The sequence below is a fragment of the Stenotrophomonas sp. PS02301 genome (genome assembly GCF_029959485.1).
Classification (GTDB): Bacteria; Pseudomonadota; Gammaproteobacteria; order Xanthomonadales; family Xanthomonadaceae; genus Stenotrophomonas; species Stenotrophomonas maltophilia_Z.
Genome location: NZ_JASCOO010000001.1, coordinates 106,893 through 131,970, shown reverse-complemented (window position 1 = coordinate 131,970; position 25,078 = coordinate 106,893). Strand labels below are relative to the sequence as shown.

Here is a 25,078-nt window from a genome sequence, read left to right as displayed (position 1 = left end):
CCCCCCCTTTAGCGCCCCCCCCGCGCCCAGGGGCCCCCGGGGCGCGGGGGGGGGGCGCGGGTCGGCCGGGCTCAGTTGGCCAGCTGGCAGGTGGCCGGCTTGGCCGAGGTGAACAGCGTCGGGGTGGCCCACTCCGGGTGGTCGATGAACGGATTGCGGTTGCCCTGGAAACTGAAGATCACCTCGTTGCGAGCGCGTTCTGCCGCGTCCGGCGGGTCGGACAGGTGCCAGTCGATCAGGGTCGAGAGCAGGCCCATGTAGGCCGGCGAGGCCGAGGTCTTGACGATCCTGCTGCGGTCGTCGGTCAGCTCCAGGTCCGGCTCGGACTGCCCGGTTTTGGCATCTTTACCGCCTTCATAACGGATCGCCATGTACATCACCGCACGTGCCATATCGCCCTTGCGGTGGCCCCACACTTCGAACGAGCCGCCATTGCCATCCGGCGTGCGCACCCAGTTGGAGGTGCCCGGGTAGCCACCACTGCCGCCGCCGAATCCGTTGTTGGCCTCGGTCGCGCGTTCACCGCAGTTGCTGTCGCATGTGGCAAAGGGCTTGTTGCCGCGGTCCGCATTCCACTGTGCATCGGTCAGATACAGCATGTGGGTGTCGGTGTAGGGCGCATACGGCAGGCCCTTGTCGCCGGTGGTGCTGGCAAAGCCCAGCGAGTTGGGCCAGGTGTGTTCGCGGTTGTAGGTCAGCCCGCTGCCGGTGCCCGCCCGCCCGCTGACCTTGGTGTAGCTGCGGTTGCGGTAGGCATCGAGGATCTTGCCGCTGTTGTTGGGATCTTCGTCGGCGATTTCCAGGATGGTCCAGGTGCTGGTGCCCGAGCCGCTGTAGGGATAGGCGGTGTGACCCTTGATGGTCTCGTGCAGCGAGCAGCGCAGCTGGCTGGGGGTGGAGGTGTTGACCCGGGCGTAGTACTCCCCGGGCGTGCCGGGGTTGCCCGGATCGGGCGTGGTGGCGGTGGCCACGGTGAAGGCGATGCGTGTATCGGCGGCCGGGTGGGCGCCCTGGGCATCCTTCACGCGGGTGGCGCGGATGTCGAAGCGGCAGGCTTCCCCCGCCACCAGCGCGGTGTTGGTGGCCAGGGTGAAGCGGGTGCCGGTGGTCGGGTGGCTCAGCGCGACCGTGCCGGACTGGCCGCAGCTCAGCGCGAATGCGCCGCTGGAGAGGGTGACCGGCTCACTGAAGGTGACGCTCAGGTCGGCGGCGGCCGGGAAGGTGCTGGCGCCCTGCTCGGGGGTGGTGGCAGTGACCGAGGGCGCGGAATTCGGGCCGGTCGGGCCGCCGCCGCTGAAGGTCTGGCCGTGGTTGCAGGCGCCGAAGGTCTGCGTGGCCGATTCGGCCCAGGTGAAATGGGCGTACTGGCTGCCGCTGCCGGTCAGCTGCAGGGAGGTGCCCGGGGCGGTGCTGTTGGTCTCGCTGACCGGGATGTTCTGGCTGGTCAGGCCTGCCGCGGGCCCCCCGGCGGCGGTGATGGTGCCCTCGTAGCTGAGGAACTGGACCACCTTGCCGCCGGCATCGACCAGGGCGATGCCGTCGTTGGGACCGTTCTGGATCCCGTTGGTCGGGTAGCTGACGGTGGCCAGCCGGGCGCTGCCGCAGCTGGCGGTGCCGGCCGGGACCGCGTTGTTGGCGTAGACCGCGGCAGCCGAAGGGTTGCTGCCGTTGTAGAGGTAGAGCCGGTAGCCGGACAGGTCTTCACCGGCGGTGGCGACCACTTCGATCGCCTCGCCGACGTCCCCGGCGGGGGTGCTGTCGTCGTAATGCAGTTCATTGATGAATACATCGGCCCGGGCCGGGCTGGTGGCCAGCACCAGCAGGCAAGCCAGGGACAGCGGCGTCAGCAACCTCATCTACGGCTCCTTGTGATTGGTCAGTGCCGCTCGAATCTACGCAATCCAGATGACACATCGATTGGTCTGTCGGATTCGACCTTTCGCATTGAGAACTGCGTCAAACATTCACGCGCGGGCCCGGATCGGCAAAAAAAACCGGCCGCCTGCCCTTGAAAGGGGTGGGGCCAGCACCATCTCTGCTCTGTCCCGCACCGTCGGGTTTTTTCGTGAGCGTGGCTGGCAGTCGCCCTGTGCGAGTGCTAACATCGCCAGACTTTCCTAGACCAATCAACAACTTAAAAGGGTCTCACATGAGCATCAAGCCGCTTCATGACCGCGTCGTAGTCAAGCCGATCGAAGCCGACGAAATCTCGTCCGGCGGCATCGTGATTCCGGATTCCGCCAAGGAAAAGTCGACCAAGGGTGAAGTCGTGGCCGTCGGCCCGGGCAAGCCCCTGGACAACGGCAGCGTGCGCGCGCCGTCGCTGAAGGTCGGTGACAAGGTCATCTACGGCCAGTACGCCGGCAGCAGCTACAAGTCCGAAGGCGTCGAGTTCAAGGTCCTGCGCGAAGACGACATCCTCGCCATCGTCGGCTGAGTGATGCGGCCGGCCCCGTGCCGGCGCTTCCGCACTTCCTCCCGTTCAAGCAGCCGGGCATCGCCCGGCTCTACATAAAAAGGTAATCGCAATGGCTGCCAAAGATATTCGTTTCGGTGAAGACGCCCGCGCCCGCATGGTTCGCGGCGTCAACGTTCTCGCCAATGCCGTCAAGGCCACCCTGGGCCCGAAGGGCCGCAACGTCGTGCTCGAAAAGAGCTTCGGCGCGCCGACCATCACCAAGGACGGCGTCTCCGTCGCCAAGGAAATCGAACTGGCTGACAAGTTCGAGAACATGGGCGCGCAGATGGTGAAGGAAGTTGCTTCGCGCACCAACGATGACGCCGGCGACGGCACCACCACCGCCACCGTGCTGGCCCAGGCCCTGATCCGCGAAGGCGCCAAAGCCGTCGCTGCCGGCATGAACCCGATGGACCTCAAGCGCGGTATCGACAAGGCCGTGATCGCCGCCGTCGCCGAGCTGAAGAACATCTCCAAGCCGACCGCTGACGACAAGGCGATTGCCCAGGTCGGCACGATCTCGGCCAACTCGGACGAGTCGATCGGCAACATCATCGCCGAAGCGATGCGCCGCGTGACCAAGGAAGGCGTCATCACCGTTGAAGAAGGCTCGGGCCTGGACAACGAGCTGGACGTCGTCGAAGGCATGCAGTTCGACCGTGGCTACCTGTCCCCGTACTTCATCAACAACCAGCAGTCGCAGACCGCTGACCTGGATGATCCGTACGTGCTGCTGCACGACAAGAAGATCTCCAACGTGCGCGACCTGCTGCCCGTGCTGGAAGGCGTCGCCAAGGCCGGCAAGCCGCTGCTGATCATCGCCGAAGACATCGAAGGCGAAGCGCTGGCGACCCTGGTGGTCAACACCATCCGTGGCATCGTGAAGGTCGTGGCCGTCAAGGCACCGGGCTTCGGCGATCGTCGCAAGGCGATGCTGGAAGACATGGCCGTGCTGACCGGCGGCACCGTGATCTCCGAGGAAATCGGTCTGTCGCTGGAAAAGGCGACGATCAAGGACCTGGGCCGCGCCAAGAAGGTGCAGGTCTCCAAGGAAAACACCACGATCATCGATGGCGCCGGCGAGAAGGCCAACATCGAAGCGCGTGTCACCCAGATCAAGACCCAGATCGAAGACACCTCCTCGGATTACGACCGCGAGAAGCTGCAGGAACGCGTGGCCAAGCTGGCCGGCGGCGTTGCCGTGATCAAGGTCGGTGCCTCGACCGAAATCGAAATGAAGGAAAAGAAGGATCGCGTCGACGACGCCCTGCACGCGACCCGTGCAGCCGTTGAAGAAGGCGTGGTCCCGGGCGGCGGCGTTGCGCTGGTTCGTGCGGTCACCGCGCTGAGCGGCCTGAAGGGTGCCAACGAAGACCAGAACCACGGCATCCAGATCGCCCTGCGCGCGATGGAAGCCCCGCTGCGCGAAATCGTGGCCAATGCTGGCGAAGAGCCGTCCGTGATCGTCAACAAGGTCAAGGAAGGCACCGGCAGCTTCGGCTACAACGCCGCCACCGGCGAATTCGGCGACATGCTGGAATTCGGCATCCTGGACCCGACCAAGGTGACCCGTTCGGCGCTGCAGAACGCAGCCTCGATCGCTGGCCTGATGATCACCACCGAAGCGATGGTTGCCGAAGCCCCGAAGAAGGATGACGGCGCTGGCGCAGCTGGCGGCGGCATGGGCGGTATGGGTGGCATGGGCGGCATGGACTTCTGATGTAGATGCCGGCCTTCGGTCGGCACGCATCGGAGCGGTAGGTACCAACTGTTGGTCGGTACCCGCCATGCGCCAACGCAGTACGAAGAACCCCGCCGGAAGGCGGGGTTTTTTTGTGCGCGTATCACGGGCTCACAGCGCGCTGGTCGGCGCCTGGATCTCATCCTCCAGCCAGCGCAGGAATGCCGCGATGGCCGGGTTCTCCTCGGCGCCGGGCAGGGTGACGGCGTAGTACGCAAACTGCGTTGGCCACGGCTGATCCAGTACGACGGCCAGCCGCCCGCTGGCGACTTCGGATTCCACATACAGGTCACGCACCAGCGCGATGCCCTGGCCCGCTTCTGCGGCGCGGATCAGCAACACGTCATCATCGAACGCCGGGCCACGTTCGATGCGCGGATCGGGCGGCAGACCGAGCGCGCGGAACCACAGCGACCAGTCGCTGCGGTCGGAATCCTGCAGCAGCGGGTACTGCAGGCAGTCCATGGCCGAGTGGATCGGCCGGCCCTCGGCGAGCAGCGCCGGGCAGGCCACCGGCAACAGCACGGGTGCCGCCAGCGGGCGTGAGACCAGGCCGGGATACTCGCCGAGGCCGTGGCGGATGGCGATGTCGATGCGATCGCGACGCAGATTCGCCAGCGCCGATGAGGCCTCCACACGCACTTCGATCGCCGGGTGGCGTTCGGTGAACCGGCCCAGCCGCGGCACCAGCCAGGACGCGGCGAAGCTGGGCACGGTGCTGAGGGTGAGGGTCTGCCGCGCGTGGATGGCGTCCAGCGTGGCCATGCTGTCCTGGATCTGATCGAACGCGCGCAGCAGGGCCGGGTGCACCTGTGCGCCGGCCGGGGTCAGTGCGACCCCGTGAGGGGTGCGGGTAAACAGCACAACGCCGGTGCGCGCCTGCAGCAGTTTGAGCTGCTGGCTGATCGCCCCCGGGGTAACCCCCATGACCGCAGCAGCGGCCTTGAGGCTGCCATGACGACCGGTTTCGACGAAGGCGCGCAGCGCGAGCAGGGGAAGGACGGCACCCATGACCTTAGATTTTCTCTCTTGGCAGTGCAGGAAGAATCGTTCTACAGAGCGCGTTGGCCTGCGTAGCATCGTGATCATGTTGAATCGATGTCGTTTAGTCCAGCTGCATTGATCCAACACTGCTACGCGAACCCCGCCCGCTGTTCCGCCTGCCAAGGAGACCGCTGTGTCCCCCGTTTCGCTGCACCTGTACACCGACAGCTCGCCCAACGGCTTCAAGATCACCATCGCGCTGGAAGAACTCGGCATCCCTTACGTACTGCATCACGTGCGTATCGACGAAGGTGAGCACCGCCATCCCGATTTCCTGCAACTGCATCCGCACGGCCGCATTCCGGTGCTGGTCGACGAGGCGACGGGTATCACCGTGTTCGAATCCGCCGCCATCCTGCTGTATCTGGCCGAGCAGAGCGGACGGCTGTTGCCCGACGCGCCACGCGCGCGCTGGGAGGCCATCACCTGGTTGATGTTCCACTCCGCCAGCGTCGGGCCGATCCTGGGGCAGCGTGTCCATGTCGAGATGTTCGCCGACGCGCCCTACGCACCCGCCATCGAACGCTACCGGCGCCTGAGCGCCGAGTTCTTCGCCACCCTGGACCAGCACCTCACAGGCCGCTCATGGCTGGCAGGCGAGGCGTATTCAATCGCCGATATCGCCGGCTATGGCTGGACCCATATCGCTCGGCTCATCGGCTTCGATTTCAGCGCTTACCCGCACTTGAGTGCATGGCACCTGCGCATGTCACAGCGGCCCGCGGTGCAGCGCGGCGTGCAGCTCCCCGAACCGGCCACCGGCCCCTGACCCAGGAACGACCACGATGACCCTCTCGACCGATATCACGGCGGTGCAGGCGCCGCAGACCGGCGCATCCGCACCGGCGTTCGCCCGCCATGCCGGTTACCAGCGCATGTTCCGCGAGGGGACGCTGACGCTGGGTGTGTTCCTGCCCCTGCGTTTCTATCAAGGCGACATGCAGGTGCTGGCCGGGCAGGCGGATCTGGTGAGCCAGCTCGACCGTGACGGCTTCGCTGCGGCCTGGGTACGCGATGTACCGTTGTTCGACCCGTTGTTCGGCGACGCCGGGCAGGTGTTCGATCCGTTTACCTATCTGGCCTTCCTGGCGGCGCGCACGAAGCGGCTGGCGCTGGCCACGGGCAGTGCGATCTTCTCGCTGCGCCACCCGATCGATCTGGCCAAGTCGGCCACCACCATCGACCAGCTGTCCGGTGGGCGGCTGGTGCTGGGCATCGCCTCCGGCGATCGTCCGGTCGAATTCCCGGCGTATGGCCTGGCGCATGCGGACCGCGGCGAGCGCTTCGCCGCATCGGTGGGCTATGTCCGCCAGTTGCTGCAGCACGGTCCCCTGCATATCGACTCGGCACTGGGCGCGCTGCAGGGCGTAGAGCTGCTGCCCAAGCCGGTGTCCGGCGCGATTCCCCTGCTGGTGACCGGCACCTCGCGCCAGACACTGGACTGGGTTGGGCAGCATGCCGATGGTTGGCTGACCTATCCCGAGGCAACCCATCACGCGGGCGGACCGCAGCGCCTGGCCGACAAGATCCAGGCATGGCGCCGTCTCATCCCCGACGGTGGCTTCCGCCCGCATGTCACCAACGAATGGCTGGATCTGGTCGAGGACCCGAACCATCCCCGCACGCCGCTCAATGGCGGCTACACGCTGAGAACCGGCCGCAACGGATTGATCGATCTGCTGGGCGAGTGGCAGCGTGCCGGCGTGAACCATGCTGCGCTCGGCATCCAGTTCTCGCAGCGCCCGGCGGCCGAGGTGCTGCAGGAACTGGCCGAGTACGTACTGCCGTTGTTTCCTTCGCATGACGGGGCGCTGCCGGCCGGCACGCGCTGGTAGGCATGCCCTCCGCTGCGCCATGAGGGACGGCGCGGCATTTGTCAGGCCGGAGAACGCACCGCGCGCCGACGCTCGCGCCAAGCGAGGCCGAGATGCGCCAGCAGGAAGGACAGTGCGCCGCCCACCAACATTCCCTGCGCGTACGCCATGGGCAGCCATATCGCTGCCGCCGCGCCCAGCGCCATGCCGACCAGGCTGACGGCAACGGCAACACGTTGCCGCGCCAGATGCTGTGCCTGCACGCGCTGACGTTGCTGGACGGCCACGCGCTTGTTGTCCGGCCGCAGGATGGCCTGGGCAATCGCGTCAGCTTGGGAAGGGGTCATCGACGCATCCTTGTGGGTGATCCTGGCCCGGATCTTCGCCTGTCCTCGGGGCGAGGTAAAGCGCGGCGGGGTGTCAGACAAGTCGCAGTAGCGGTATAATTAGCCGCCGTACTATTCCGGATCTGCCTGCATGCTGGAAATCAAACACCAGGCTTTCCTGACCGAGCTGGAACGTCGTGGCCAGCCGGATACGGGGGAATTGGCGCTGTGTTTCCAGGTGCTGTCGCTGGCCAGCGCGATCGACCAGGACTGCGCGAGTCGTCTGGCACCGCGGGGCCTGAGCGAAGGACGTTTCGTGCTGCTGTTCCTGCTGCGCGGCGCGGACACGGCACTGTCGCCGCACCAGTTGGCCGAGCGCGCCGGTGTCACCCGTGCCACCGTGACCGGCCTGCTGGATGGCCTGGAGCGCGAGCACCTGGTGAGCCGCCACAGTGATCCGGACGACAAACGCCGCATCCACGTGCGGCTGACCCCGGCTGGCCAAGCCCTTGCCGCGCAACTGTTCGACCAGCAGACCCACTGGATCGCCTCGCTGTTCGCCGATATCAGCCCCAGGGAACGGCGCACGCTCGGCACGCTGCTGCAACGCGTGTGGTCGCGCACTGACGCAGGACGTGCCGCATGAAACCGGCCGTCACCCGCGAGCGACGCGGACAGCTGGATCGCGGTGAAACCGAAGCCACGCACTTGGCCGAAGTGCTGGCCGTCGATTTCGCCAAGCTGATGGCCAATGTCGCACCCGGTTTGCCAGCCTCTGCGATCACCCCGATGCGCAACGCCGCCAAGCGCGGCATCACCCTGCGCATGCAGGGCGCGGCCACTCTGCTGCGCGTGCATGGTCACGGCGATCACGCGCAGTGGTCACGCCATGCCAGTGACACGGTGCGTGGCTGGGCCTGCTATCTGATCGGCAGCGACCCGGCGTTGTCACTGGAGCACAAGCTGGATGCGCTTCGCGCGCTGGCCGATGACGCGCACTTCGGCGTGCGCGAGTGGGCATGGCTGGGGGTGCGACCCCACGTCGTCGCCGAGCCGCTGCGCGTGCTCACGCACCTGCACGGCTGGACCACTGACGCTTCACCCAACGTACGCCGCTTCGCCTGCGAAGCACTGCGCCCGCGTGGCGTATGGGCCGCGCACATCGCGTTGTTCAAGCAGGAGCCACACCACGCCCTGCCGCTGCTGCAGGCGCTGTGCCATGACGCCTCGCGCTACGTGCAGGATTCGGTAGGCAACTGGCTCAACGACGCCGGCAAAAGCCAGCCCGATTGGGTCCGCGCGCTGTGCAGCGAATGGCAGCAGCGGCATGCCGATGATCCGGCCAACACCTATATCCGCAAGCGCGCACTGCGCTCGCTCTGACCTCAAGGAATGCCATGTCGCACATGTTGATCGAGCTGTACACCGCCACCCCTGCCTGGACCGCGCTGGACCCGGTATCGCGCGGGGCGCTCTTCGCCCGCATCGGCGCGGGCATGCAGAACGTGGATCCCGCCCGCGTCACGCCCATAGCAATGGGCCGTATCGAGCAGGACGTGCCGCACACCACGGCCGAGCAGTTCTATGCGGTGTGGCAGTGCGCCGAACGGCTCGACGCCGATGCCTTGCTCGCCGCGATCGGGGCCACCGGCTGGCACGAGTACTTCACCACCACGCACGCGGTGGGCGCAGCGGGCACCCTGCAGCAGCACCTGGCTGAGCTGGCGGCGTTGCCGCGGGAGTGATGGTGCATGCCGGGTCGGCAGCGGCTGAATGGTCATCGCAGTTGCGAATGAAACAGTTGGCACCTCCAAACCCCTGTGTTATCAATACTCCCCAATGAACGCACGCCCCGCCAATTCCTACTTTTGGTATTACTTTCCGAAGCCACCGGCGGAGGAAGGCATGCGCTCACCCTGAAGAAAATTTCAGACGCATTCCCGAAAGCCGCCAGCGCACCTGGCGGCTTTTTTGTTGCCGCCGCGCTGGGGATCCCCACTTCCAAGGAGTTACCCCATGCCCCCCCATACCGACGACCTGCGCATCCGCAAGATTGAACCGTTGACCCCGCCGGCGCAGCTGCTGGCGATGCTGCCCTGCGACGACGAAGCCTCCGATACGGTCAGCGCCTCCCGCGCGGCCCTGCACGAGATCCTGCACGGCCGCGATGACCGCTTGGCGGTGGTGATCGGCCCGTGCTCGATCCACGACCCGGTGGCCGCCATCGAGTACGCCCAGCGCCTCAAGCCGCTGCGCGATGCCTACGCCGACGAGCTGGAAATCGTCATGCGCGTGTACTTCGAAAAGCCCCGCACCACGGTGGGCTGGAAAGGCCTGATCAACGATCCGGACCTGGATGGCAGCTTCAACATCAACAAGGGCCTGCGCGTGGCGCGCGGTCTGCTGCGCGACATCAACAAGCTGGGCCTGCCGGCCGGCGTCGAGTTCCTCGACGTGATCTCGCCGCAGTACATCGCCGATCTGGTCGCCTGGGGCGCCATCGGCGCGCGCACCACCGAAAGCCAGGTGCATCGCGAACTGGCCTCGGGGTTGTCGTGCCCGGTCGGGTTCAAGAACGGCACCGACGGCAACATCAAGATCGCCGCCGATGCGATCGGTGCGGCGTCCAACCCGCATCACTTCCTCTCGGTCACCAAGGAAGGCGGCACCGCCATCGTGGCCACCGCCGGCAACCCGGACTGCCACGTGATCCTGCGCGGCGGCAAGACGCCGAACTACGATGCCGACCACGTTGAAGCGACCAGCCAGACCCTGGCCAAGTCGCACCTGGCCGCACGCATCATGATCGATGCCAGCCACGCCAACAGCAGCAAGAATCCGGAAAACCAGCCCAAGGTCATCGCCGACATCAACGCGCAGCTGGCCAATGGCGAAGAGCGCATCGTCGGCGTCATGGTCGAGAGCCATCTGGTGGCCGGCCGGCAGGACCTGGTCGACGGCCAGCCGCTGACCTACGGCCAGAGCATCACCGATGGCTGCATCGGCTGGGACAGCTCGCTGGCGGTACTGGAAAGCCTCGCTGAAGCGGTGCGTGCGCGGCGGGCGGCGCGGATCAGCGAAGCGGCGTAAACCTGCGTTGAGCCGGGGGTAGAGCCACCCCTTGGGTGGCTGCGCTGAGTACCGCAGCGCCGCAACACCATATGCAGAAGCAGCCACGCATGGCGTGGCTCTACCCCCGCAGTGCGTCGCGCTCCCGCTGATCATGAGGCGCGCCGCAGCCTCGCCAACGCCAGATAGATCGCCGGCGTGGTGTACAGGGTCAGCCACTGGCTGACCAGCAGACCACCGACGATCGCGATGCCCAGCGGCTGGCGCATCTCCCAGCCTTCGCCGGTGGCCAGCATCAGCGGCAACGTGCCCAGCAACGCGGCCACGCTGGTCATCAGGATCGGGCGGAACCGCAGCCGCGCCGCCTCGCAGATCGCGTCATACGACGACAGCCCGCGCTCGCGTTCGGCCGACAGCGCGAAATCGATGATCAGGATGGTGTTCTTCATCACCACGCCTACCAGCAGGAACAGGCCGAGCAGCGAGATCAGGTTCAACTCGTTGCCGAAGGCCATCAGCGCCAGCAAGGCGCCAACGCCGGCCGAGGGCAGGGTGGAGAGGATCGCCAGCGGCTGCACGAAGCTCTCGTACAGCACGCCCAGCACCAGATACACCGCCAGCATCGCGCCCACGATCAACCACAGCTGGCGCTCGCGCAGCTTCTCGAAGCCACCGGCCTCGCCACTCAGCCTGGCCTGCACGTGGGTGGGCAGCATGATCCCGGCCATCGCGCGGTCCACCGCCTTCACCGCCTGGTCCAGGGTCACGCCGGGCGCCAGCGCGAACTCGATCCAGACCGAGGCAAACTGCTGGCTGTGGTAAATGCGGTCCGGTGCCATGCCGTAGGACCAGCTGGCAATCGAGGACAGCGGCAAGCGCTGACCGTCCTTGCCGATCACATGGATCTGCTGCAGCGTGGAGGGATCCTGGGTGTAGCGCGGGTCCAGCTCCATCACCACGCGGTACTGGTTGAGGGTGTCGTACAGCGTGGCGACCTGGCGCTGGCTGAAAGCGTTGTTGAGCACCGAGGCGATCATGCGCATGTCCACGCCCAGCCGGGCCGCCGCATCGCGGTCGATGTCGAGCACCACCTGGCGCATGCCTTCATCGCCCTTGGATTCCACATCGACCAGCTCGGGCAGGGCGCGCAGCGCATCGGCTACCTTGGGTGTCCATTGCCGCAGCGGTTCCAGTTCGCCGGAGAGCAGCTGGAACTCGTACTGGCCGCTGTCGCCGCTGCCCTCCAGCTTGATGTCCTGGTCCACCCACAGGAATAGGCCGCCGCCGGGAATCTTCGGCATGTTGGCGCGCAGGCGGTCGATCACCTGCTGGCTGGGCACCTTGCGCTCGGCCAGCGGCTTCATCTTGATCATGATGAAGGCGTTGTTGACCCCGCTGCGCCCGCCGATGTACCCGATGATGTCGCTGATCGCAGGGTCCGCCAGCAGCAGTTTGCGGTAGGCCTCGATCTTGGGCTGCATGACCTGGAACGAGAGGCCGTCGTCACCGCGCGCGAAGCCACGCAGCTGCGCGGTGTCCTGTTTGGGCACGATGCCCTTGGGCACCTGCTGGAACAGCCACACATTCAGCGCGATCACGCCGGCGAACAGCAGCAGCGGCAGCGCGAGCCAGCGCAGCATCGTCTGCAGGCTGCCCACGTAGGCCGCGCGCAGGCGTTCGAACAGGGCGGTCCCGGCGCGCTGCAGGCCATTGCCGGGGCCCGGCCGTGCCTGCCCGAGCAGGCGTGCGCACAGCATCGGGGTCAGGCTCAGCGAAACCAGCAGTGAGACGCCCATCGCCGCCACCAGGGTCAGCGAGAACTCGCGGAAGAGCTTCTCGACGAAGTCATCCAGGAACAGGATCGAGATGAACACCACGGCCAGCGCGATGTTCATCGACAGCAGCGTGGCTCCGACTTCACCGGCGCCGCGCAGCGCGGCGGTCATCGGCGAAGCGCCCTCCTCACGATGGCGGGCGATGTTCTCCAGCACCACGATCGCATCGTCGACCACCAGCACCGCCGCCACGATCAGCGCCATCAGCGAGAGCGTGTTGAGCGAGAACCCGAGCAGGGCGATGATCGCCAGCGCGCCCAGCAGCGAGACCGGAATCGCCACGGTCGGCACCAGCGCCGCACGCCAGTGGCCGAGGAAGGCCAGGACCACCAGCACCACCAGGGCGATGGCCAGCAGCAGGGTCAGTTCGGCCTCGCGCAGGGTGGCGCGGATCACCGGCGAACGGTCCATCACCACCTGCATGTCGATGGTGGCCGGCAGCAGTGCCTGCAGTGTGTCCATCTGCGCCTGGATGGCGTCGACGGTCTCGATGATGTTGGCATCCGGCTGGCGGCTGACGATCAGCAGCACCGCCGGGCGCTCGTTGTGGAAGCCGCTGGCGTAGCGGTCTTCGACGCCTTCGCGGATCCCGGCCACATCCTCCAGGTACACCGGCCGGCCATCGCGCATGGCCACGATCAGGCGGCGGTACTCGGCGGCGGTACGCAGCTGCAGGGTGGCTTCCAGCTGCCACTGCTGGGCCTGGCTGGCGACGGTGCCCAGTGGCTTGAGCGCGTTGGCGTTGCGGATCGCCGCGGCGATGTCGTCCAGCGCGATGCGGTGATGGTTGAGTGCATTGGGATCCAGCGAGACGCGCACCGCCGGCAGCGAACTGCCCCCCACCTGCACCTCGCCGACACCGGGAATCTGCGCCAGCTTCTGCGCGATCACGGTGGAGGCCACGTCGTAGATCTGGCCCGGCGCGAGGCTGTCCGAACTCAGCGCCAGCGCCATGATCGGCGCCTGCGAGGGATTCACCTTGCGGTACTGCGGCATGCCCGGCATGCCGCTGGGCAGCTGCGCGCGCGCGGCATTGATCGCGGCCTGCACATCGCGCGCGGCATCGTCCACGTTGCGGCCGAGTGCGAACTTCAGTTCGACCTGGGTCGAGCCCTGGGTGCTGGCCGAGTCGATCCCGGTCAGCCCCGGTATGGTGCCCAGCGCACGTTCCAGCGGCGTGGCGACGTTGGCCGCCATCGATTCCGGGCTCGCGCCGGGCAGGCTCGCGCTGACGTTGATCGCCGGGTAGTCGACCTGCGGCAACGGCGCGACCGGCAGCAGGCGCAGCCCGAGCAGGCCCGCCAGCACCACCGCCACCGCCAGCAGCACGGTGGCGACGGGATGCTGCACGAACCAGCCGATCGCCCGCGACAGCGGACTCACGCCAGCGCCTCGTCAGCCGCGTCGGCAGCCGGTGCGGGACGTTGGCGGAAGCGGTCGAAGAACAGGTAGATCACCGGCGTGGTGAACAGGGTCAGCACCTGGCTGACGATCAGCCCGCCCACCATCACCAGGCCCAGCGGCTGGCGCAGCTCCGCGCCCGAGCCACTGGCGAACATCAGCGGGATCGCGCCGAACAGCGCGGCCAGCGTGGTCATCAGGATCGGCCGGAAGCGCAGCAGGGCGGCCTGGTGGATCGCCTGACGTGGCGCCATGCCGTGCTCGCGCTCGGCCTCCAGCGCGAAGTCGATCATCATGATCGCGTTCTTCTTGACCAGCCCGATCAGCAGCACGATGCCGATCACCGCGATCAGGTCCAGGCTGCGCCCGCTGACCAGCAACGCAAGCAACGCGCCCACCGTGGCCGAGGGCAGGGTGGAGAGAATGGTGATCGGATGGATGAAGCTCTCATAGAGCACGCCCAGCACCAGGTACATCACCACCACCGCCGCCAGCACCAGCCACAACGTGCTCGACAGCGACGCGCGGAACGCATCGGCCGCCCCCTGCAGGCGAAGCTCTACGCTGGCCGGCAGGCCGATCGCGGCGCGTGCGCCTTCGATGGCCTGCACCGCTTCGCCCAGCGATGCCTGCGGGGCGAGGTTGAAGGAGAACGTCACCGCCGGGAACTGGCCGACATGGTTGATCAGCAGCTGCGCGGGGCGCTGTTCGATCCGGGCGATGCCGCCCAGCGGCACCTGCCGCCCGTCCGGCCCGGTGACGTGCAGGCGGGCGATCGCATCCGGGCCGAAAGCCACGTCGGGGCGCGCTTCCAGCACCACGCGGTACTGGTTGGCCTGGGTGAAGATGGTCGAGATCTGGCGCTGCCCGAACGCGTCGTACAGCGCATCGGCAATGGTCTCCACGCTGATCCCCAGCCGCGCCGCGGCGACCCGGTCGATCACCACATGCGCCTGCAGGCCTTGGTTCTGCAGATCACTGGCGACGTCGGCCAGTGCCGGTGCCTGCTGCAGGTGCGCGAGCAGGCGCGGCGTCCACGTCTCCAGCTGCGCGATATCCGGGCTGGTCAGGGTGAACTGGTATTGGGTACGGCTGATCCGGTCTTCGATGCCCAGTTCCTGCACCGGTTGCAGATACAGTCTGATGCCCGGGACATGCGCCACGCGCTGCTGCAGCCGCGCGATGATCGCCTGCGCATCGGCATCGCGCTGTGCGTGCGGTTTCAATTCGATCAGAAGACGCCCGCTGTTGAGCGTGGCGTTGTTGCCGTCCACGCCGATGAACGAGGACAGGCTGGCCACGTCCTCATCCTCCAGCAACGCCGCCGACAACGCCTGCTGGCGCTGCGCCATCGCCTGGAAGGAGATCGACTGCGGTGCCTCGCTGATGCCCTGGATCAGCCCGGCATCCTGCACCGGGAAGAAGCCCTTGGGCACCCACACGTACAGCAGCGCCGTCAGCACCAGTGTGGCGACAGTGGCGGCCAGCATCAGCGGCTGGCGCTGCAGCACCCAGTGCAGCTGGCGATCGTAGACCGCCACCACGCGGTCGAACGGGTCGCCCTGCTGCGCCGATTCCTGCCCATCGGCATCGCGACGGGTGGCGTGGCCGGCCTTGAGCAGGCGCGCGCACATCATCGGCGTCAGCGTCAGCGAGACCAGCAGCGAGATGCCGATCGCCACCGCCAAGGTGATCGCGAATTCGTGGAACAGCTTGCCGACCACGTCGGCCATGAACAGCAGGGGGATCAGCACCGCGATCAGCGACAGGGTCAGCGAGATCAGGGTGAAGCCGATCTGCCTGGCGCCCTTCAGTGCTGCCTGCATCGGCGTGGCACCGCGCTCCAGATGACGGGCGATGTTCTCCAGCATCACGATCGCATCGTCCACCACGAAACCGGTGGCGATGGTCAGCGCCATCAGCGTGAGGTTGTTGAGCGAGAAGCCGGCCAGCAGCATCACCCCGAACGTGCCGACCAGCGACAGCGGGACCGCGATGCTGGGAATGATCGTGGCCGGGATGTTGCGCAGGAACAGGAAGGTGACCATCACCACCAGCGCGATCGCGATCAGCAGCTCGTGCTGCACGCCACGGATGGACGCGCGGATCGATTCGGTGCGATCGCTGAGGATGGCCACATCCACACCGGCCGGCAGCGAGGATTGCAGCTGCGGCAGCAGCGCACGCACCTGGTCGACCACGGCGATGACGTTCGCGCCGGGCTGGCGCTGGATGTTGATCAGCACGGCCGGGGTGGTGCCCGACCACGCGGCGAGCTGGCGGTTCTCGGCGCCGTCTTCGATGGTGGCCACGTCGCCCAGACGCAGCGGTGCGCCATCCTTCCAGGCCAGGATCAGGGCGCGGTACTCGGCCACCGAGCGCATCTGATCGTTGGCATCGAGCATGATCGCGCGGGTCGGCCCGTCGAAGCTGCCCTTGGGCAGGTTGACGTTGGCCGTGCCGATCGCGGTGCGGATGCTGGCCATGCTCAGCCCGTTGGCGGCCAGCGCGGACGGATTGACCTGGATGCGCACCGCCGGGCGCTGCCCACCAGCGAGGCTGACCAGCCCGACCCCAGGCAGCTGCGAGAGCCGCTGCGCCATGCGGGTATCGACCAGATCGTGCACCTGCGGGAGCGAGAGGCCCTGCGAGGTCACTGCCAGGGTCAGGATCGGGGTGTCAGCCGGGTTGACCTTGCGGTACACCGGCGGCACCGGCAGGTCGTCGGGCAGGAAGCTGTCGGCGGCGTTGATCGCGGCCTGCACTTCCTGCTCGGCCACGCCGAGCGCGACCTCCAGCGAGAACTGCAGGGTGATCACCGACGCGCCGCCGGAGCTGGTCGAGGACATCTGCTTCAGGCCGGGAATCTGCCCGAGCTGGCGTTCCAGCGGCGCGGTGACCGCGCTGGTGGTGACATCCGGGCTGGCGCCGGGATACAGCGTGGTGATCTGGATGATCGGGTAATCGACCTGCGGCAGTGCCGCGACCGGCAGCAGGCGGTAGGCCATCACGCCGGACAGCAGCAGCGCCACCATCAGCAGCGTGGTCGCGACCGGGCGCTCGATGAAGGGGCGCGAGAGGTTCATGCGCCGGTCCGTGGCGGGTCCTGCTCCACCACCTCGACCTTGGCGCCTTCGCGCAGCCCGTCGATGCCTTCCACCACCACGCGCTCGCCGGCCTTGAGGCCTTCGCGCACCGAGACGCGTTCGCCATCGGCCGGGCCGAGCACCACGGTGCGCAGCGATGAGGTGTCATCGGCCGCGATCACATAGACGTAGCTGCCCTTGCTGCCGAACTGCACGGCGGCATTGGGAATCACCACCGCATCGCTGCTGCTGACCTGCAGACGCACGTTGACGAACTGGTTGGGGAACAGTGATTCATCGGTATTGGCGAACTGCGCGCGCAGTTTCAGCGTGCCGGTGGCGGTATCGATGCGGTTGTCCAGGCTGGAGAGCACCCCGTCGCCCAGTGCAGTGCGCTCCTCGCGGTCCCAGGCTTCCACGGTCAGCCGGGGATTGGCGCGTGCGGCAGCCACCACCGCCGGCAGGTCCGGCTCGGGCACGGTGAACAGCACGCTGATCGGGGTGGTCTGGGTGATGGTGGCCAGCGGCTCGGTATCGCCACTGCGCACCAGGTTGCCGACATCGACGTTGCGCAGGCCCATGCGCCCGGCCACCGGTGCGGTGATGCGGGTGTACTGCAGCTGCAGGCGTGCTTCATCCACCGCCGCCTGGTCGGTCTGGCGGCGGCCCTGCAGCTGGCGGACCTTGCTCTGCTGATCACTGAGGTCCTGCGCGGAGACGAAGTGCTTGCTTTGCAGTTCGGCGAAGCGCTTGAGCTGGCTTTCGGCATTGTCCAACTCGGCCAGGTTCTGCTGCTGGGTACCCAGCGCACGCGAGAGCTGCACCTGGAACGGGCGCGGATCGATCTCGGCCAGCAGCTCGCCGGCGGTGACGTGCTGGCCCTCGGAGAATGCCAGCCGCAGCAGCTCGCCATCCACGCGGCTGCGGATGCTCACCGTATGCAGCGGGGTCACCGTGCCCAGCGCTTTCAGGCGCACCACCAGGTCTTCCTGCGTCGCGGTGGCCACACGCACCGGGGTCGGCTGCGGACCCCCGGACGGGCCGGCGGCGGGGGCGGGCGAGAGCAGTTTCCATGCAGCGATGGCGGCCAGGCCGACACCGGCAGCGATCAACAGCGGTGTGGCGAAACGACGGCGAGACGACGGGGGCGTTGAAGCGGACATACGCATCCTGCGCACCCTCCACCGGAGCAGTGCGTCCATGGGGACCGGCCGACGGCGGCAGGTCAACGGGGGAGAGGGTGTCTGGCGGGGCAGCGGGTGGAACACCGCCGCGTGGCTGGATGCCGTTCGAATGGAACGGGAGCGCCATGATACAGGGCCGGGCCGCTCAAGCTCCCGTGACCTTGGTCATGCCCGCGGGTGCGTCAATGCACCTCGTCGCGGTACACGAACTTCGGCATTTCCCACTTGAAGTGGATGGCCAGCAGGCGGAACAGGAAGCCGCCGCCCAGGCACCACAGCGTGGCCGCGTTGAGCGACACGCCGAGTTCCAGCAGGGCCAGGTAGGCCGCGCCGGTGAGCAGGGTGATCACCGCATACAGTTCTTTCTGGAAGATCAGCGGCACCTCGTTGCACAACACATCGCGCAGCACGCCGCCGAACGCACCGGTCAGCATGCCGGCGATCAGGATGATCGGCACGGTGTGCCCGCCCTCGCGCGCGACCGCGCAGCCGATCAGGGTGAACGCGATCAGGCCCAGGCCATCGAGCACCAGGAAGGTGCGCCGGAAGTGATGCATCCAGCGCGCCACCCAGGTCGCGATCAGTGCCGCGCAGATGGTGAAGCCCAGGTACTCCGGGTGCTTCACCCAGCCCAGCGGGTAGTGGCCGAGCACGATGTCGCGCAGCGAGCCGCCGCCGAGCGCGGTGACGCAGGCGATGATGACCACGCCGAACAGGTCCATGCGGCGGCGACCGGCCGACAGCGCGCCGGTCATGGCTTCGGCCGAGATGGCGATGAGGTAGATCAGGGAGAGCAGCATGGGGGGCTCCGGGAAACACGTCAGGCGGGGGACGGAAACGCACACGCCTCACGCCAGCGCCGCTGCACTGTCGTGGGGTGGGATTCCGTTGCCGCTCCCGCTGTCCTTTTGCCTGAGAGTTCGGTGGCCAAAGCCACGTGCCCCTTCGGCGGGTCATTGAAGACCTCTCTCCAGATCGGCGTGTCGGATGCATGGTTGGTGGCTGTGCAGCCACCGGCCTGAGCGATTATGGGAGCCTGCGCCTTCGGCGGGCGCCAGCGCGGCGCCTCTCTCCTGCATCCGGGGCGGATTCTAGCAGCCGCCGGGCCCGTGCCGGGGGATAATCCCGGTATGCCCGCTGAACCCGCCCTCTGGTACCTGTACCTGCTTGAATGCCGCAACGGCAGCTATTACGCCGGCATCAGCAACGACGTGGACGCGCGCTTCCAGGCCCATCTGGCCGGCAAAGGGGCGAAATACACCCGGGCCAACCCGCCGGTGAAGGTGCTGGCGATGCGCGCCTACCCGGACCGCGCGGCGGCGTCGAAGGCCGAGTGGCAGCTCAAGCGGCAACCGCGCGAGCGCAAGCTGGCGTGGCTGGCGCTGCCCGATCCCACGTAGCCCCGCGTGCGGGTTGTTCGGGCCTTCGTTGGCGGCATACCATCGACCCTCGTTCGTTGATCCGCTTGCCCAAGCCCTGGAGTGCCATGTCCCGCGATCTGTCGTTGTACCCGGAAGATGAGAATGGCGATGTGCTCTGGAACATGCTGCAGGACGGCGATGATCTGACGATTCCGCGCGAGGTGGATTTCGCGCTGATCTTCCCGACCCAGGATGTGGCGATCGCCTTCGCCGTGCACCTGCTCAAGAACGACCAGAAGGTGTCCTTCGCCGCCTACGACGGCAACGATGACTACCCGTGGCAGGTGGTGGTGCATCCGCTGATGCTGCCGACCCACCAGAACATCGCCGGCTTCGAAGGTCTGCTGGCCAGCGAGGCGGTCTCCTACAGCGGCCAGGTGGATGGCTGGGGATGTCTGTCGCAGGGATGATCAGGGCGTGGGCGGTCGTTTCGGCCGGCGATCGTCCTGTGCATCGCCGAAGATGATCCGCGCGCTGCGCTGGTAGCTCCAGTACGCCACCGCCCAGTTCAACAGCACCACCACGCGGTTGCGGAAGCCGATCAGGAAGAACACGTGCGCGGCCAGCCAGAACCACCAGGCCAGCACGCCGGAGAGCTGCAGCCGGCCGAGGTGGACGATCGCGGCCATGCGGCCGATGGTGGCCAGGTTGCCGAAGTCCTTGTACTTGAACGGACCCGGCGCGGGCTTGCCGGCCAAGCGCGTCTGGATCGTGGTGGCCACGTGCTTGCCCATCTGCTTGGCCGCCGGGGCGACGCCGGGTACCGGCTTGCCGTCGGCCTGGGTCAGTGCCGCCAGGTCACCGGCAACGAATATCTCCGGGTGACCCTCCAGGGTAAGGTCAGGCTGCACCGGCACGCGGCCGGCGCGGTCCAGTGGCACCTCCAACGTACGTGCCAGCGGTGAGGCGGCGACACCGGCGGCCCAGACCACGGTGCGGGCCTCGACGAAGCGCTCGCCGAGCTGGAAGCCTTCGGCATTGATGTCGCTGACCGGCGTGCCGGTGAGCACCTCCACGCCCAGCTTTTCCAGCTGACGGCGCGCCTTGAGCGAGAGCACCTCGGGGAAGGTGGACAGCACGCGCGGGCCGGCTTCGACCAGGCGGACCTTGGCCGAGGCGGGATCGATATGCCGGAACTCATTGCGCAGCGTGTGCCGCGCGATCTCGGCCAGGGTGCCGGCCAGTTCCACGCCGGTGGGGCCGCCACCGACCACGGCGAAACTCAGCCACGCCGCTTTGCGCGCGGGATCGGGTTCGGCCTCGGCGCGCTCGAAGGCGAGCAGCAGCTTGCGGCGCAGCGCGATGGCATCGTCCAGCGTCTTCAGGCCGGGCGCATCGGCGGCCCATTCGTCGTGGCCGAAGTAGGCATGGGTGGCGCCGGTGCACAGCATCAGGGTGTCGTACGTAATCTGCGTGCCATCGGCCAGCGTCGCGGTGCGCGCGGCCTTGTCGATGCCGGTCACTTCACCCAGGCGCACTTCGACATTGCGCTGGTGACCGAGGATGTGGCGCAGCGGCGCGGCGATATCCGGCGCGGACAGGCCTGCGGTGGCCACCTGGTAGAGCAGCGGCTGGAACAGATGATGGTTGCGACGGTCCACCAGGGTGATGCGCACGTGCGCCGAGGCGAGGGCACGGGTGGCCCAGAGGCCGGCAAAACCGCCACCGATGATGAGCAGGTGGGGCGTGGGATCGCGGGTCATGCTTCACTCCTTGGCGGGCGCCGGAGGGGGGCGGCGCAGGTCGTCTCGTGATGCGGCCCATGGTAGCACGTGAAGCGCGATGTTCACGTCGATGGCCGATACTGGGTTCAGGGGCCATCGCGCTTGCCCGATGGCCGATCCGATCCCGCCCAGGAGACCGAGATGTCCGAACCGGAAAAGCGCATCGCCCTGCTGATCGATGCCGACAACGCACCCTCTTCCAAGATCGATGCGGTGCTGGCTGAAGTCGCCCGCTACGGTGTGGCCAATGTCCGCCGTGCCTACGGCAACTGGAAGAGCCCGCGGCTGAAAGGGTGGGAGTCCGTGCTGCACGAGTACGCGATCCGCCCGATCCAGCAGTTCGCCTACAGCCGTGGCAAGAATGCCTCGGACATGGCGATGGTGATCGACGCGATGGACATGCTGTACGCACGCAATCTGGATGGCTTTGCGATCGTCTCCAGCGATGCGGATTTCACCCCGCTGGTGATGCGCCTGCTGACCGACGGGGTGAAGGTGTACGGCTTCGGCGAGAAGAAAACGCCCGAGCCGTTCGTCAACGCGTGCTCGAAGTTCACCTACATCGAGGCGCTGGGCCAACCCCATGCGGCCGATCAGGAGGTGGAGCAGGACAACGAGGAAACCCGCCCGCGCAAGAGCGGCCCGGAGCTGCGCAATGACACCCGCCTGGTGCAGATGCTGCGCCGCGCGGTGACCTCGGCCGAAGCCGAGGATGGCTGGTCGCATCTCGGCCCGGTCGGCAGCCAGATCGGCAACCAGGCCTCGTTCGATTCGCGCAATTACGGGTACGGCAAACTCAGCGATCTGCTGGCCGCGACCGGCCTGTTCGAGATGAAGAAGGACGGCAAATCGACCTATGTGCGCGCACTGCCCAAGAAGAGTGCGGCGAAGGCGGCGAAGTAACAGCCCGCCGTTGGGCGTATCGTAGCGGCACCGCGCGACCCCGCTGCCGCGCATCGAACGATACGGGAATCCGATCATGCTGAACATCTGGGGCCGTCGCAATTCCAGCAACGTGCGCAAAGTGCTGTGGTGTGCCGAGGAGATCGGGGCGCCCTACGAGTCGATCGAGGTCGGCGGTGCCTTCGGTGGTACGCAGTCGCCGGAATACCGCGCGATGAACCCGAACGGGCTGGTGCCGGTGATCGAAGACCACGGCCTGCCGCTGTGGGAATCCAACACGATCGTGCGCTACCTCTGCGCGCGCTACGCGCTGGGCACGCTGTACCCGGAAGACGTGGTGGCGCGCGCGCAGTCGGAGAAGTGGATGGACTGGACCACCTCGACCTTCGCCGGCGTGTTCCGCGATCTGTTCTGGGGGACCCTGCGGACCGCGCCTGCTGATCGGGACGAGGCCCGCATCGCAGCGGCACTGGTGCGCTCCGGCGAGTTGCTGGCGATGGCCGATGAGGCTTTGTCGCGGCAGCCGTATCTGTCCGGTGAGCAGTTCGCGATGGGCGATATCCCGCTGGGTGCCTTCATCTATGCCTGGTTCGAGATGCCGATCCAGCGCCCGGACCTGCCGCATCTGGCCGCGTGGTACGAGCGGTTGAAACAGCGGCCGGCGTATCAGCGTGGGGTCATGACCGCGTTGACTTGAGCGGCCGTGCCGACCCACGGTCGGCACCTGCCGGCCTAATACAGATCCATCGGATCCACATCCAGCGACCAGCGCACCTTGCGTGCCTGCGGCAGCGCGGCGATCTGCGGCGTCACCTGATCCAGCACGCCGTGCAGCGGGCGTCGCGCGGGTGAGGACAGCAGCAGCTGGGTGCGCTGGTAGCCGGCGCGGCGGGGCATCGGTGCTGGCATCGGGCCATAGCGTTCCACTGCCGCGTCGTCGGGAATCAGCGCACGCACGGCACTGAGCATCGCGTTGGCATGCTCCACCTGCTGCGCTTCGGCACGCAGCAGCGCCAGATGCGCGAAGGGCGGAAAACCGGCCGCCTCGCGCTGCTGCAGTTCCGCATCGGCAAAGGCGTGGTAGCCGCCGTTGACCAGCGTCTCCAGCAGGGGATGCCCCGGGTGGTGGGTCTGCAACCAGACCTCGCCGGCATCCACCGCACGCCCGGCGCGGCCGGCGACCTGGATCAGCTGCTGCGCGAGTTTTTCACTGGCGCGGAAGTCGGCCGAGAACAGGCCTTCATCAATGCCGACCACCACCACCAGGGTCAGCTTCGGCAGGTCGTGACCTTTGGCGAGGATCTGCGTGCCGACCAGAATCCCCGCGCGATCGCCGAGCGAGGCCAACTGGGTTTCCAACGCATCCCGCTTGCCGGTGGTGCCGCGGTCGATGCGGATCACCGGGAACTCCGGGAAGGCCTCGACCAGGTGTTCTTCCAGCCGCTCGGTCCCGATGCCCTGCGGCTGCAGCGCCAGGCTGCCGCAGTCCGGGCACGCCAGCGGCGCGGACTGGCGTGCGCCACAGTGGTGGCACTGCAGGCGCCGGCCGCCGGCATGCACGGTCATCGGCGCATCGCAGCGCTGGCACGGCGCGGTCCAGCCGCAGTCATGGCAGAGCAGCACGGGCGCATAGCCGCGGCGGTTCTTGAACACCAGCACCTGGTGCCCGGCCTGCAGATGCTGGGTGATGCCGGCCAGTACTTCCGGCGAGAGCCCATCGCGCAGCGGGCGTTTACGCACATCAAGCACGCGCACCACCGGCGGACGCGCGGCGCCCGCGCGCTGCTTCAGGCGCAGGTGGGTGTAACGGCCGGCATGCGCGTTGTGCAGCGATTCCAGCGACGGCGTGGCGCTGCCGAGCACCACCGCCACGTCCAGTGCCTTGGCGCGTACCAGCGCGAAATCGCGTGCGTGATAGCGGATGCCGTCCTGCTGTTTGTAACTGCCGTCGTGCTCTTCGTCGATCACGATCAGGCCCGCATTCGGCAGCGGCGTGAACACCGCCGAGCGCGTGCCGACGATGACCTGTGCTTCGCCTCGCGCGGCGGCGGCCCACACGCGGGCGCGCTCGTTGTCGTTCAAGCCGGAGTGCAGCACATGCACCGGAATGCCCAGGCGGTTGCGGAAGCGCGACAGCGTCTGCGGGGTCAGCCCGATCTCCGGCACCAGCACCAGCGCCTGTTTGCCGCGCGCAAGGCACGCCACGATCGCCTGCAGGTAGACCTCGGTCTTGCCACTGCCGGTCACGCCATCGAGCAGATAGGCGGCAAACCCGTCGGCGGCGGTGATCGCGGCGATCGCCTCGGCCTGTTCGGCATTGGGCGCGGGGCCGCTGCCCGGCGAGGCGATGGCCGGTGCATGCGCCAGCGCGATCCGTTCGACCAGCTCGCGCTTGGCCAGCGACCGGGCAGCGCTGCGCCAGTCGTCCATCAAGGTATCCAGGCGGTCTTCGTTCACCACGCCCTCGGCCAGGCACGCTGCCAGGCGTTGCGGGCGGGTACCGCTGCGCAGTTTGGGCTGCGGGTCGTGGCCGGCCGGCGTCAGCTGCCAGCCCCACTGATGGGTGTCCGGCACGGCCTCACCCCGCCGCAGCGGACCGGGCAGGGCCGTACTGATCACTTCGCCCAGCGGGGCATGGGTGTAGCGCGCCAGCCACTGCAGCGAGCGCCACAGCTCACCGGTCACCAGGGGCGTGGTGTCGATCCACTCGATCGCGGCGCGCAGGCTGCCGGGGTCTTCGACCTGGCCTATCCCGGCCACCACGCCGACCAGCTCCCGGGAGCCGAACGGCACCCGGACCCGCTGCCCGGTCATCGCCGGGTCCGGGGCCGGCCCGTGCGGCGGGGCGTAGTCGAACAGTTGCGGCAGCGGCACCGGCAGGGCGACGCGCAGGGTCGAAGACGAGGAGGTCATCGGGGCAGTGTAGCGGGCAGGGGCGGAGCGGATCACGCCCATTCACCGTCTCAGCCGGGTACGCGCCGAATCATAAATCCCACCTAAATATCCGACTTGATTGGAGATTCAGGCTTATCCACATCTTCTGTGGATAAGTCTGTGTGCCACTGCGTATGT

21 protein-coding genes and 2 riboswitches are annotated in these 25,078 nt (G+C 67.4%); of the genes, 12 read left to right on the top strand and 9 right to left on the bottom strand.

The genetic code is table 11. The features are described 5' to 3' along the window. Positions 1-71 precede the first annotated feature (71 nt). Complete coding sequence (locus QMX81_RS00705) at positions 72-1,856, bottom strand: endonuclease (RefSeq protein ID WP_282257416.1); 1,785 nt, start codon at positions 1,854-1,856, stop codon at positions 72-74. 293 nt (positions 1,857-2,149) lie between these two features. Here QMX81_RS00705 and QMX81_RS00700 point away from each other — a divergent pair, with 293 nt between their 5' ends. Then, a complete protein-coding gene (locus QMX81_RS00700; protein WP_019183551.1) occupies positions 2,150-2,437 on the top strand; it encodes a co-chaperone GroES in 288 nt (95 codons plus the stop codon). A gap of 91 nt (positions 2,438-2,528) precedes the next feature. Beyond that, entirely contained in the window at positions 2,529-4,178 is a 1,650-nt protein-coding gene (groL, locus tag QMX81_RS00695; RefSeq protein ID WP_019183552.1) for a chaperonin GroEL, read from the top strand. Between the two features lie 132 nt (positions 4,179-4,310). Here the strand turns inward: groL and QMX81_RS00690 are convergent, their stop codons facing one another. Continuing rightward, a complete protein-coding gene (locus QMX81_RS00690; RefSeq protein WP_121040340.1) occupies positions 4,311-5,210 on the bottom strand; it encodes a LysR substrate-binding domain-containing protein in 900 nt (299 codons plus the stop codon). Between the two features lie 166 nt (positions 5,211-5,376). On the opposite strand from QMX81_RS00690, the gene QMX81_RS00685 reads away from it, so the two are divergent. Beyond that, positions 5,377-6,012 (top strand): glutathione S-transferase family protein, encoded by a 636-nt coding sequence (locus QMX81_RS00685; RefSeq protein WP_121040337.1) that lies wholly within the window; start codon positions 5,377-5,379, stop codon positions 6,010-6,012. 16 nt (positions 6,013-6,028) lie between these two features. Then, positions 6,029-7,078 (top strand): LLM class oxidoreductase, encoded by a 1,050-nt coding sequence (locus QMX81_RS00680; protein WP_282257412.1) that lies wholly within the window; start codon positions 6,029-6,031, stop codon positions 7,076-7,078. Between the two features lie 41 nt (positions 7,079-7,119). Here QMX81_RS00680 and QMX81_RS00675 read toward each other — a convergent pair whose 3' ends face one another. Next, positions 7,120-7,404, bottom strand: coding sequence for a hypothetical protein (locus tag QMX81_RS00675; protein WP_121040333.1), 285 nt, complete (start codon positions 7,402-7,404; stop codon positions 7,120-7,122). Between the two features lie 130 nt (positions 7,405-7,534). Here QMX81_RS00675 and QMX81_RS00670 point away from each other — a divergent pair, with 130 nt between their 5' ends. The 4 genes from QMX81_RS00670 to aroG all read left to right on the top strand — a co-directional run bounded on the left by QMX81_RS00670 (position 7,535) and on the right by aroG (position 10,473). After that, complete coding sequence (locus QMX81_RS00670; protein ID WP_121040331.1) at positions 7,535-8,029, top strand: MarR family transcriptional regulator; 495 nt, start codon at positions 7,535-7,537, stop codon at positions 8,027-8,029. Then, positions 8,026-8,766 (top strand): DNA alkylation repair protein, encoded by a 741-nt coding sequence (locus tag QMX81_RS00665; protein ID WP_121040329.1) that lies wholly within the window; start codon positions 8,026-8,028, stop codon positions 8,764-8,766. Before QMX81_RS00670 ends, QMX81_RS00665 begins: the two co-directional genes overlap by 4 nt. Positions 8,767-8,780: 14 nt before the next feature. After that, the gene (locus QMX81_RS00660; RefSeq protein WP_152151005.1) at positions 8,781-9,128 is read left to right on the top strand and encodes a DUF6616 family protein; all 348 of its coding nucleotides are present in this window, start codon (positions 8,781-8,783) and stop codon (positions 9,126-9,128) included. A gap of 271 nt (positions 9,129-9,399) precedes the next feature. Then, positions 9,400-10,473: a 3-deoxy-7-phosphoheptulonate synthase AroG gene (gene aroG, locus QMX81_RS00655; RefSeq protein WP_046274152.1), complete on the top strand. Its 1,074-nt coding sequence runs from the start codon at positions 9,400-9,402 to the stop codon at positions 10,471-10,473. 131 nt (positions 10,474-10,604) lie between these two features. Here aroG and QMX81_RS00650 read toward each other — a convergent pair whose 3' ends face one another. From QMX81_RS00650 to QMX81_RS00635, 4 genes are all read right to left on the bottom strand, one after another. Beyond that, a complete protein-coding gene (locus tag QMX81_RS00650; protein WP_282257394.1) occupies positions 10,605-13,670 on the bottom strand; it encodes an efflux RND transporter permease subunit in 3,066 nt (1,021 codons plus the stop codon). Beyond that, a complete protein-coding gene (locus QMX81_RS00645; RefSeq protein WP_282257392.1) occupies positions 13,667-16,774 on the bottom strand; it encodes an MdtB/MuxB family multidrug efflux RND transporter permease subunit in 3,108 nt (1,035 codons plus the stop codon). Before QMX81_RS00645 ends, QMX81_RS00650 begins: the two co-directional genes overlap by 4 nt. Then, positions 16,771-17,937, bottom strand: a complete 1,167-nt coding sequence (locus QMX81_RS00640; RefSeq protein WP_121040319.1) for an MdtA/MuxA family multidrug efflux RND transporter periplasmic adaptor subunit — start codon at positions 17,935-17,937, stop codon at positions 16,771-16,773. The genes QMX81_RS00645 and QMX81_RS00640 overlap by 4 nt, the downstream gene beginning before the upstream one ends. A 203-nt stretch (positions 17,938-18,140) precedes the next feature. Further along, complete coding sequence (locus tag QMX81_RS00635; RefSeq protein WP_121040317.1) at positions 18,141-18,758, bottom strand: trimeric intracellular cation channel family protein; 618 nt, start codon at positions 18,756-18,758, stop codon at positions 18,141-18,143. A gap of 92 nt (positions 18,759-18,850) precedes the next feature. After that, a riboswitch (glycine riboswitch) is annotated at positions 18,851-18,942 on the bottom strand. A gap of 8 nt (positions 18,943-18,950) precedes the next feature. Further along, positions 18,951-19,044, bottom strand: a riboswitch (glycine riboswitch). A gap of 44 nt (positions 19,045-19,088) precedes the next feature. Here QMX81_RS00635 and QMX81_RS00630 point away from each other — a divergent pair. Further along, positions 19,089-19,358, top strand: coding sequence for a GIY-YIG nuclease family protein (locus tag QMX81_RS00630; RefSeq protein ID WP_121040315.1), 270 nt, complete (start codon positions 19,089-19,091; stop codon positions 19,356-19,358). 86 nt (positions 19,359-19,444) lie between these two features. Beyond that, positions 19,445-19,789: a ribonuclease E inhibitor RraB gene (locus QMX81_RS00625; RefSeq protein WP_121040313.1), complete on the top strand. Its 345-nt coding sequence runs from the start codon at positions 19,445-19,447 to the stop codon at positions 19,787-19,789. Here the strand turns inward: QMX81_RS00625 and QMX81_RS00620 are convergent, their stop codons facing one another. Further along, complete coding sequence (locus QMX81_RS00620; protein ID WP_282257381.1) at positions 19,790-21,082, bottom strand: NAD(P)/FAD-dependent oxidoreductase; 1,293 nt, start codon at positions 21,080-21,082, stop codon at positions 19,790-19,792. A 162-nt stretch (positions 21,083-21,244) separates the two neighbouring features. On the opposite strand from QMX81_RS00620, the gene QMX81_RS00615 reads away from it, so the two are divergent. Further along, the gene (locus QMX81_RS00615; protein WP_123730048.1) at positions 21,245-22,006 is read left to right on the top strand and encodes an NYN domain-containing protein; all 762 of its coding nucleotides are present in this window, start codon (positions 21,245-21,247) and stop codon (positions 22,004-22,006) included. A gap of 76 nt (positions 22,007-22,082) precedes the next feature. After that, positions 22,083-22,703, top strand: coding sequence for a glutathione S-transferase (locus tag QMX81_RS00610; RefSeq protein ID WP_282257377.1), 621 nt, complete (start codon positions 22,083-22,085; stop codon positions 22,701-22,703). A gap of 35 nt (positions 22,704-22,738) precedes the next feature. Here the strand turns inward: QMX81_RS00610 and QMX81_RS00605 are convergent, their stop codons facing one another. After that, positions 22,739-24,919, bottom strand: a complete 2,181-nt coding sequence (locus QMX81_RS00605; RefSeq protein WP_282257425.1) for a primosomal protein N' — start codon at positions 24,917-24,919, stop codon at positions 22,739-22,741. Positions 24,920-25,078: the final 159 nt, after the last annotated feature.

Excerpts from the sequence above, each read along its gene's own strand:
- QMX81_RS00645 (WP_282257392.1), bottom strand. The coding sequence starts at position 16,774 with ATGAACCTCTCGCGCCCCTTCATCGAGCGCCCGGTCGCGACCACGCTG.
- QMX81_RS00625 (WP_121040313.1), top strand. The coding sequence starts at position 19,445 with ATGTCCCGCGATCTGTCGTTGTACCCGGAAGATGAGAATGGCGATGTG.
- QMX81_RS00660 (WP_152151005.1), top strand. The coding sequence starts at position 8,781 with ATGTCGCACATGTTGATCGAGCTGTACACCGCCACCCCTGCCTGGACC.
- QMX81_RS00605 (WP_282257425.1), bottom strand. The coding sequence starts at position 24,919 with ATGACCTCCTCGTCTTCGACCCTGCGCGTCGCCCTGCCGGTGCCGCTG.
- QMX81_RS00670 (WP_121040331.1), top strand. The coding sequence starts at position 7,535 with ATGCTGGAAATCAAACACCAGGCTTTCCTGACCGAGCTGGAACGTCGT.
- QMX81_RS00690 (WP_121040340.1), bottom strand. The coding sequence starts at position 5,210 with ATGGGTGCCGTCCTTCCCCTGCTCGCGCTGCGCGCCTTCGTCGAAACC.
- QMX81_RS00620 (WP_282257381.1), bottom strand. The coding sequence starts at position 21,082 with ATGACCCGCGATCCCACGCCCCACCTGCTCATCATCGGTGGCGGTTTT.
- groL (WP_019183552.1), top strand. The coding sequence starts at position 2,529 with ATGGCTGCCAAAGATATTCGTTTCGGTGAAGACGCCCGCGCCCGCATG.
- QMX81_RS00610 (WP_282257377.1), top strand. The coding sequence starts at position 22,083 with ATGCTGAACATCTGGGGCCGTCGCAATTCCAGCAACGTGCGCAAAGTG.
- QMX81_RS00630 (WP_121040315.1), top strand. The coding sequence starts at position 19,089 with ATGCCCGCTGAACCCGCCCTCTGGTACCTGTACCTGCTTGAATGCCGC.
- QMX81_RS00680 (WP_282257412.1), top strand. The coding sequence starts at position 6,029 with ATGACCCTCTCGACCGATATCACGGCGGTGCAGGCGCCGCAGACCGGC.
- QMX81_RS00705 (WP_282257416.1), bottom strand. The coding sequence starts at position 1,856 with ATGAGGTTGCTGACGCCGCTGTCCCTGGCTTGCCTGCTGGTGCTGGCC.
- aroG (WP_046274152.1), top strand. The coding sequence starts at position 9,400 with ATGCCCCCCCATACCGACGACCTGCGCATCCGCAAGATTGAACCGTTG.
- QMX81_RS00615 (WP_123730048.1), top strand. The coding sequence starts at position 21,245 with ATGTCCGAACCGGAAAAGCGCATCGCCCTGCTGATCGATGCCGACAAC.
- QMX81_RS00635 (WP_121040317.1), bottom strand. The coding sequence starts at position 18,758 with ATGCTGCTCTCCCTGATCTACCTCATCGCCATCTCGGCCGAAGCCATG.
- QMX81_RS00665 (WP_121040329.1), top strand. The coding sequence starts at position 8,026 with ATGAAACCGGCCGTCACCCGCGAGCGACGCGGACAGCTGGATCGCGGT.
- QMX81_RS00700 (WP_019183551.1), top strand. The coding sequence starts at position 2,150 with ATGAGCATCAAGCCGCTTCATGACCGCGTCGTAGTCAAGCCGATCGAA.
- QMX81_RS00675 (WP_121040333.1), bottom strand. The coding sequence starts at position 7,404 with ATGACCCCTTCCCAAGCTGACGCGATTGCCCAGGCCATCCTGCGGCCG.
- QMX81_RS00640 (WP_121040319.1), bottom strand. The coding sequence starts at position 17,937 with ATGTCCGCTTCAACGCCCCCGTCGTCTCGCCGTCGTTTCGCCACACCG.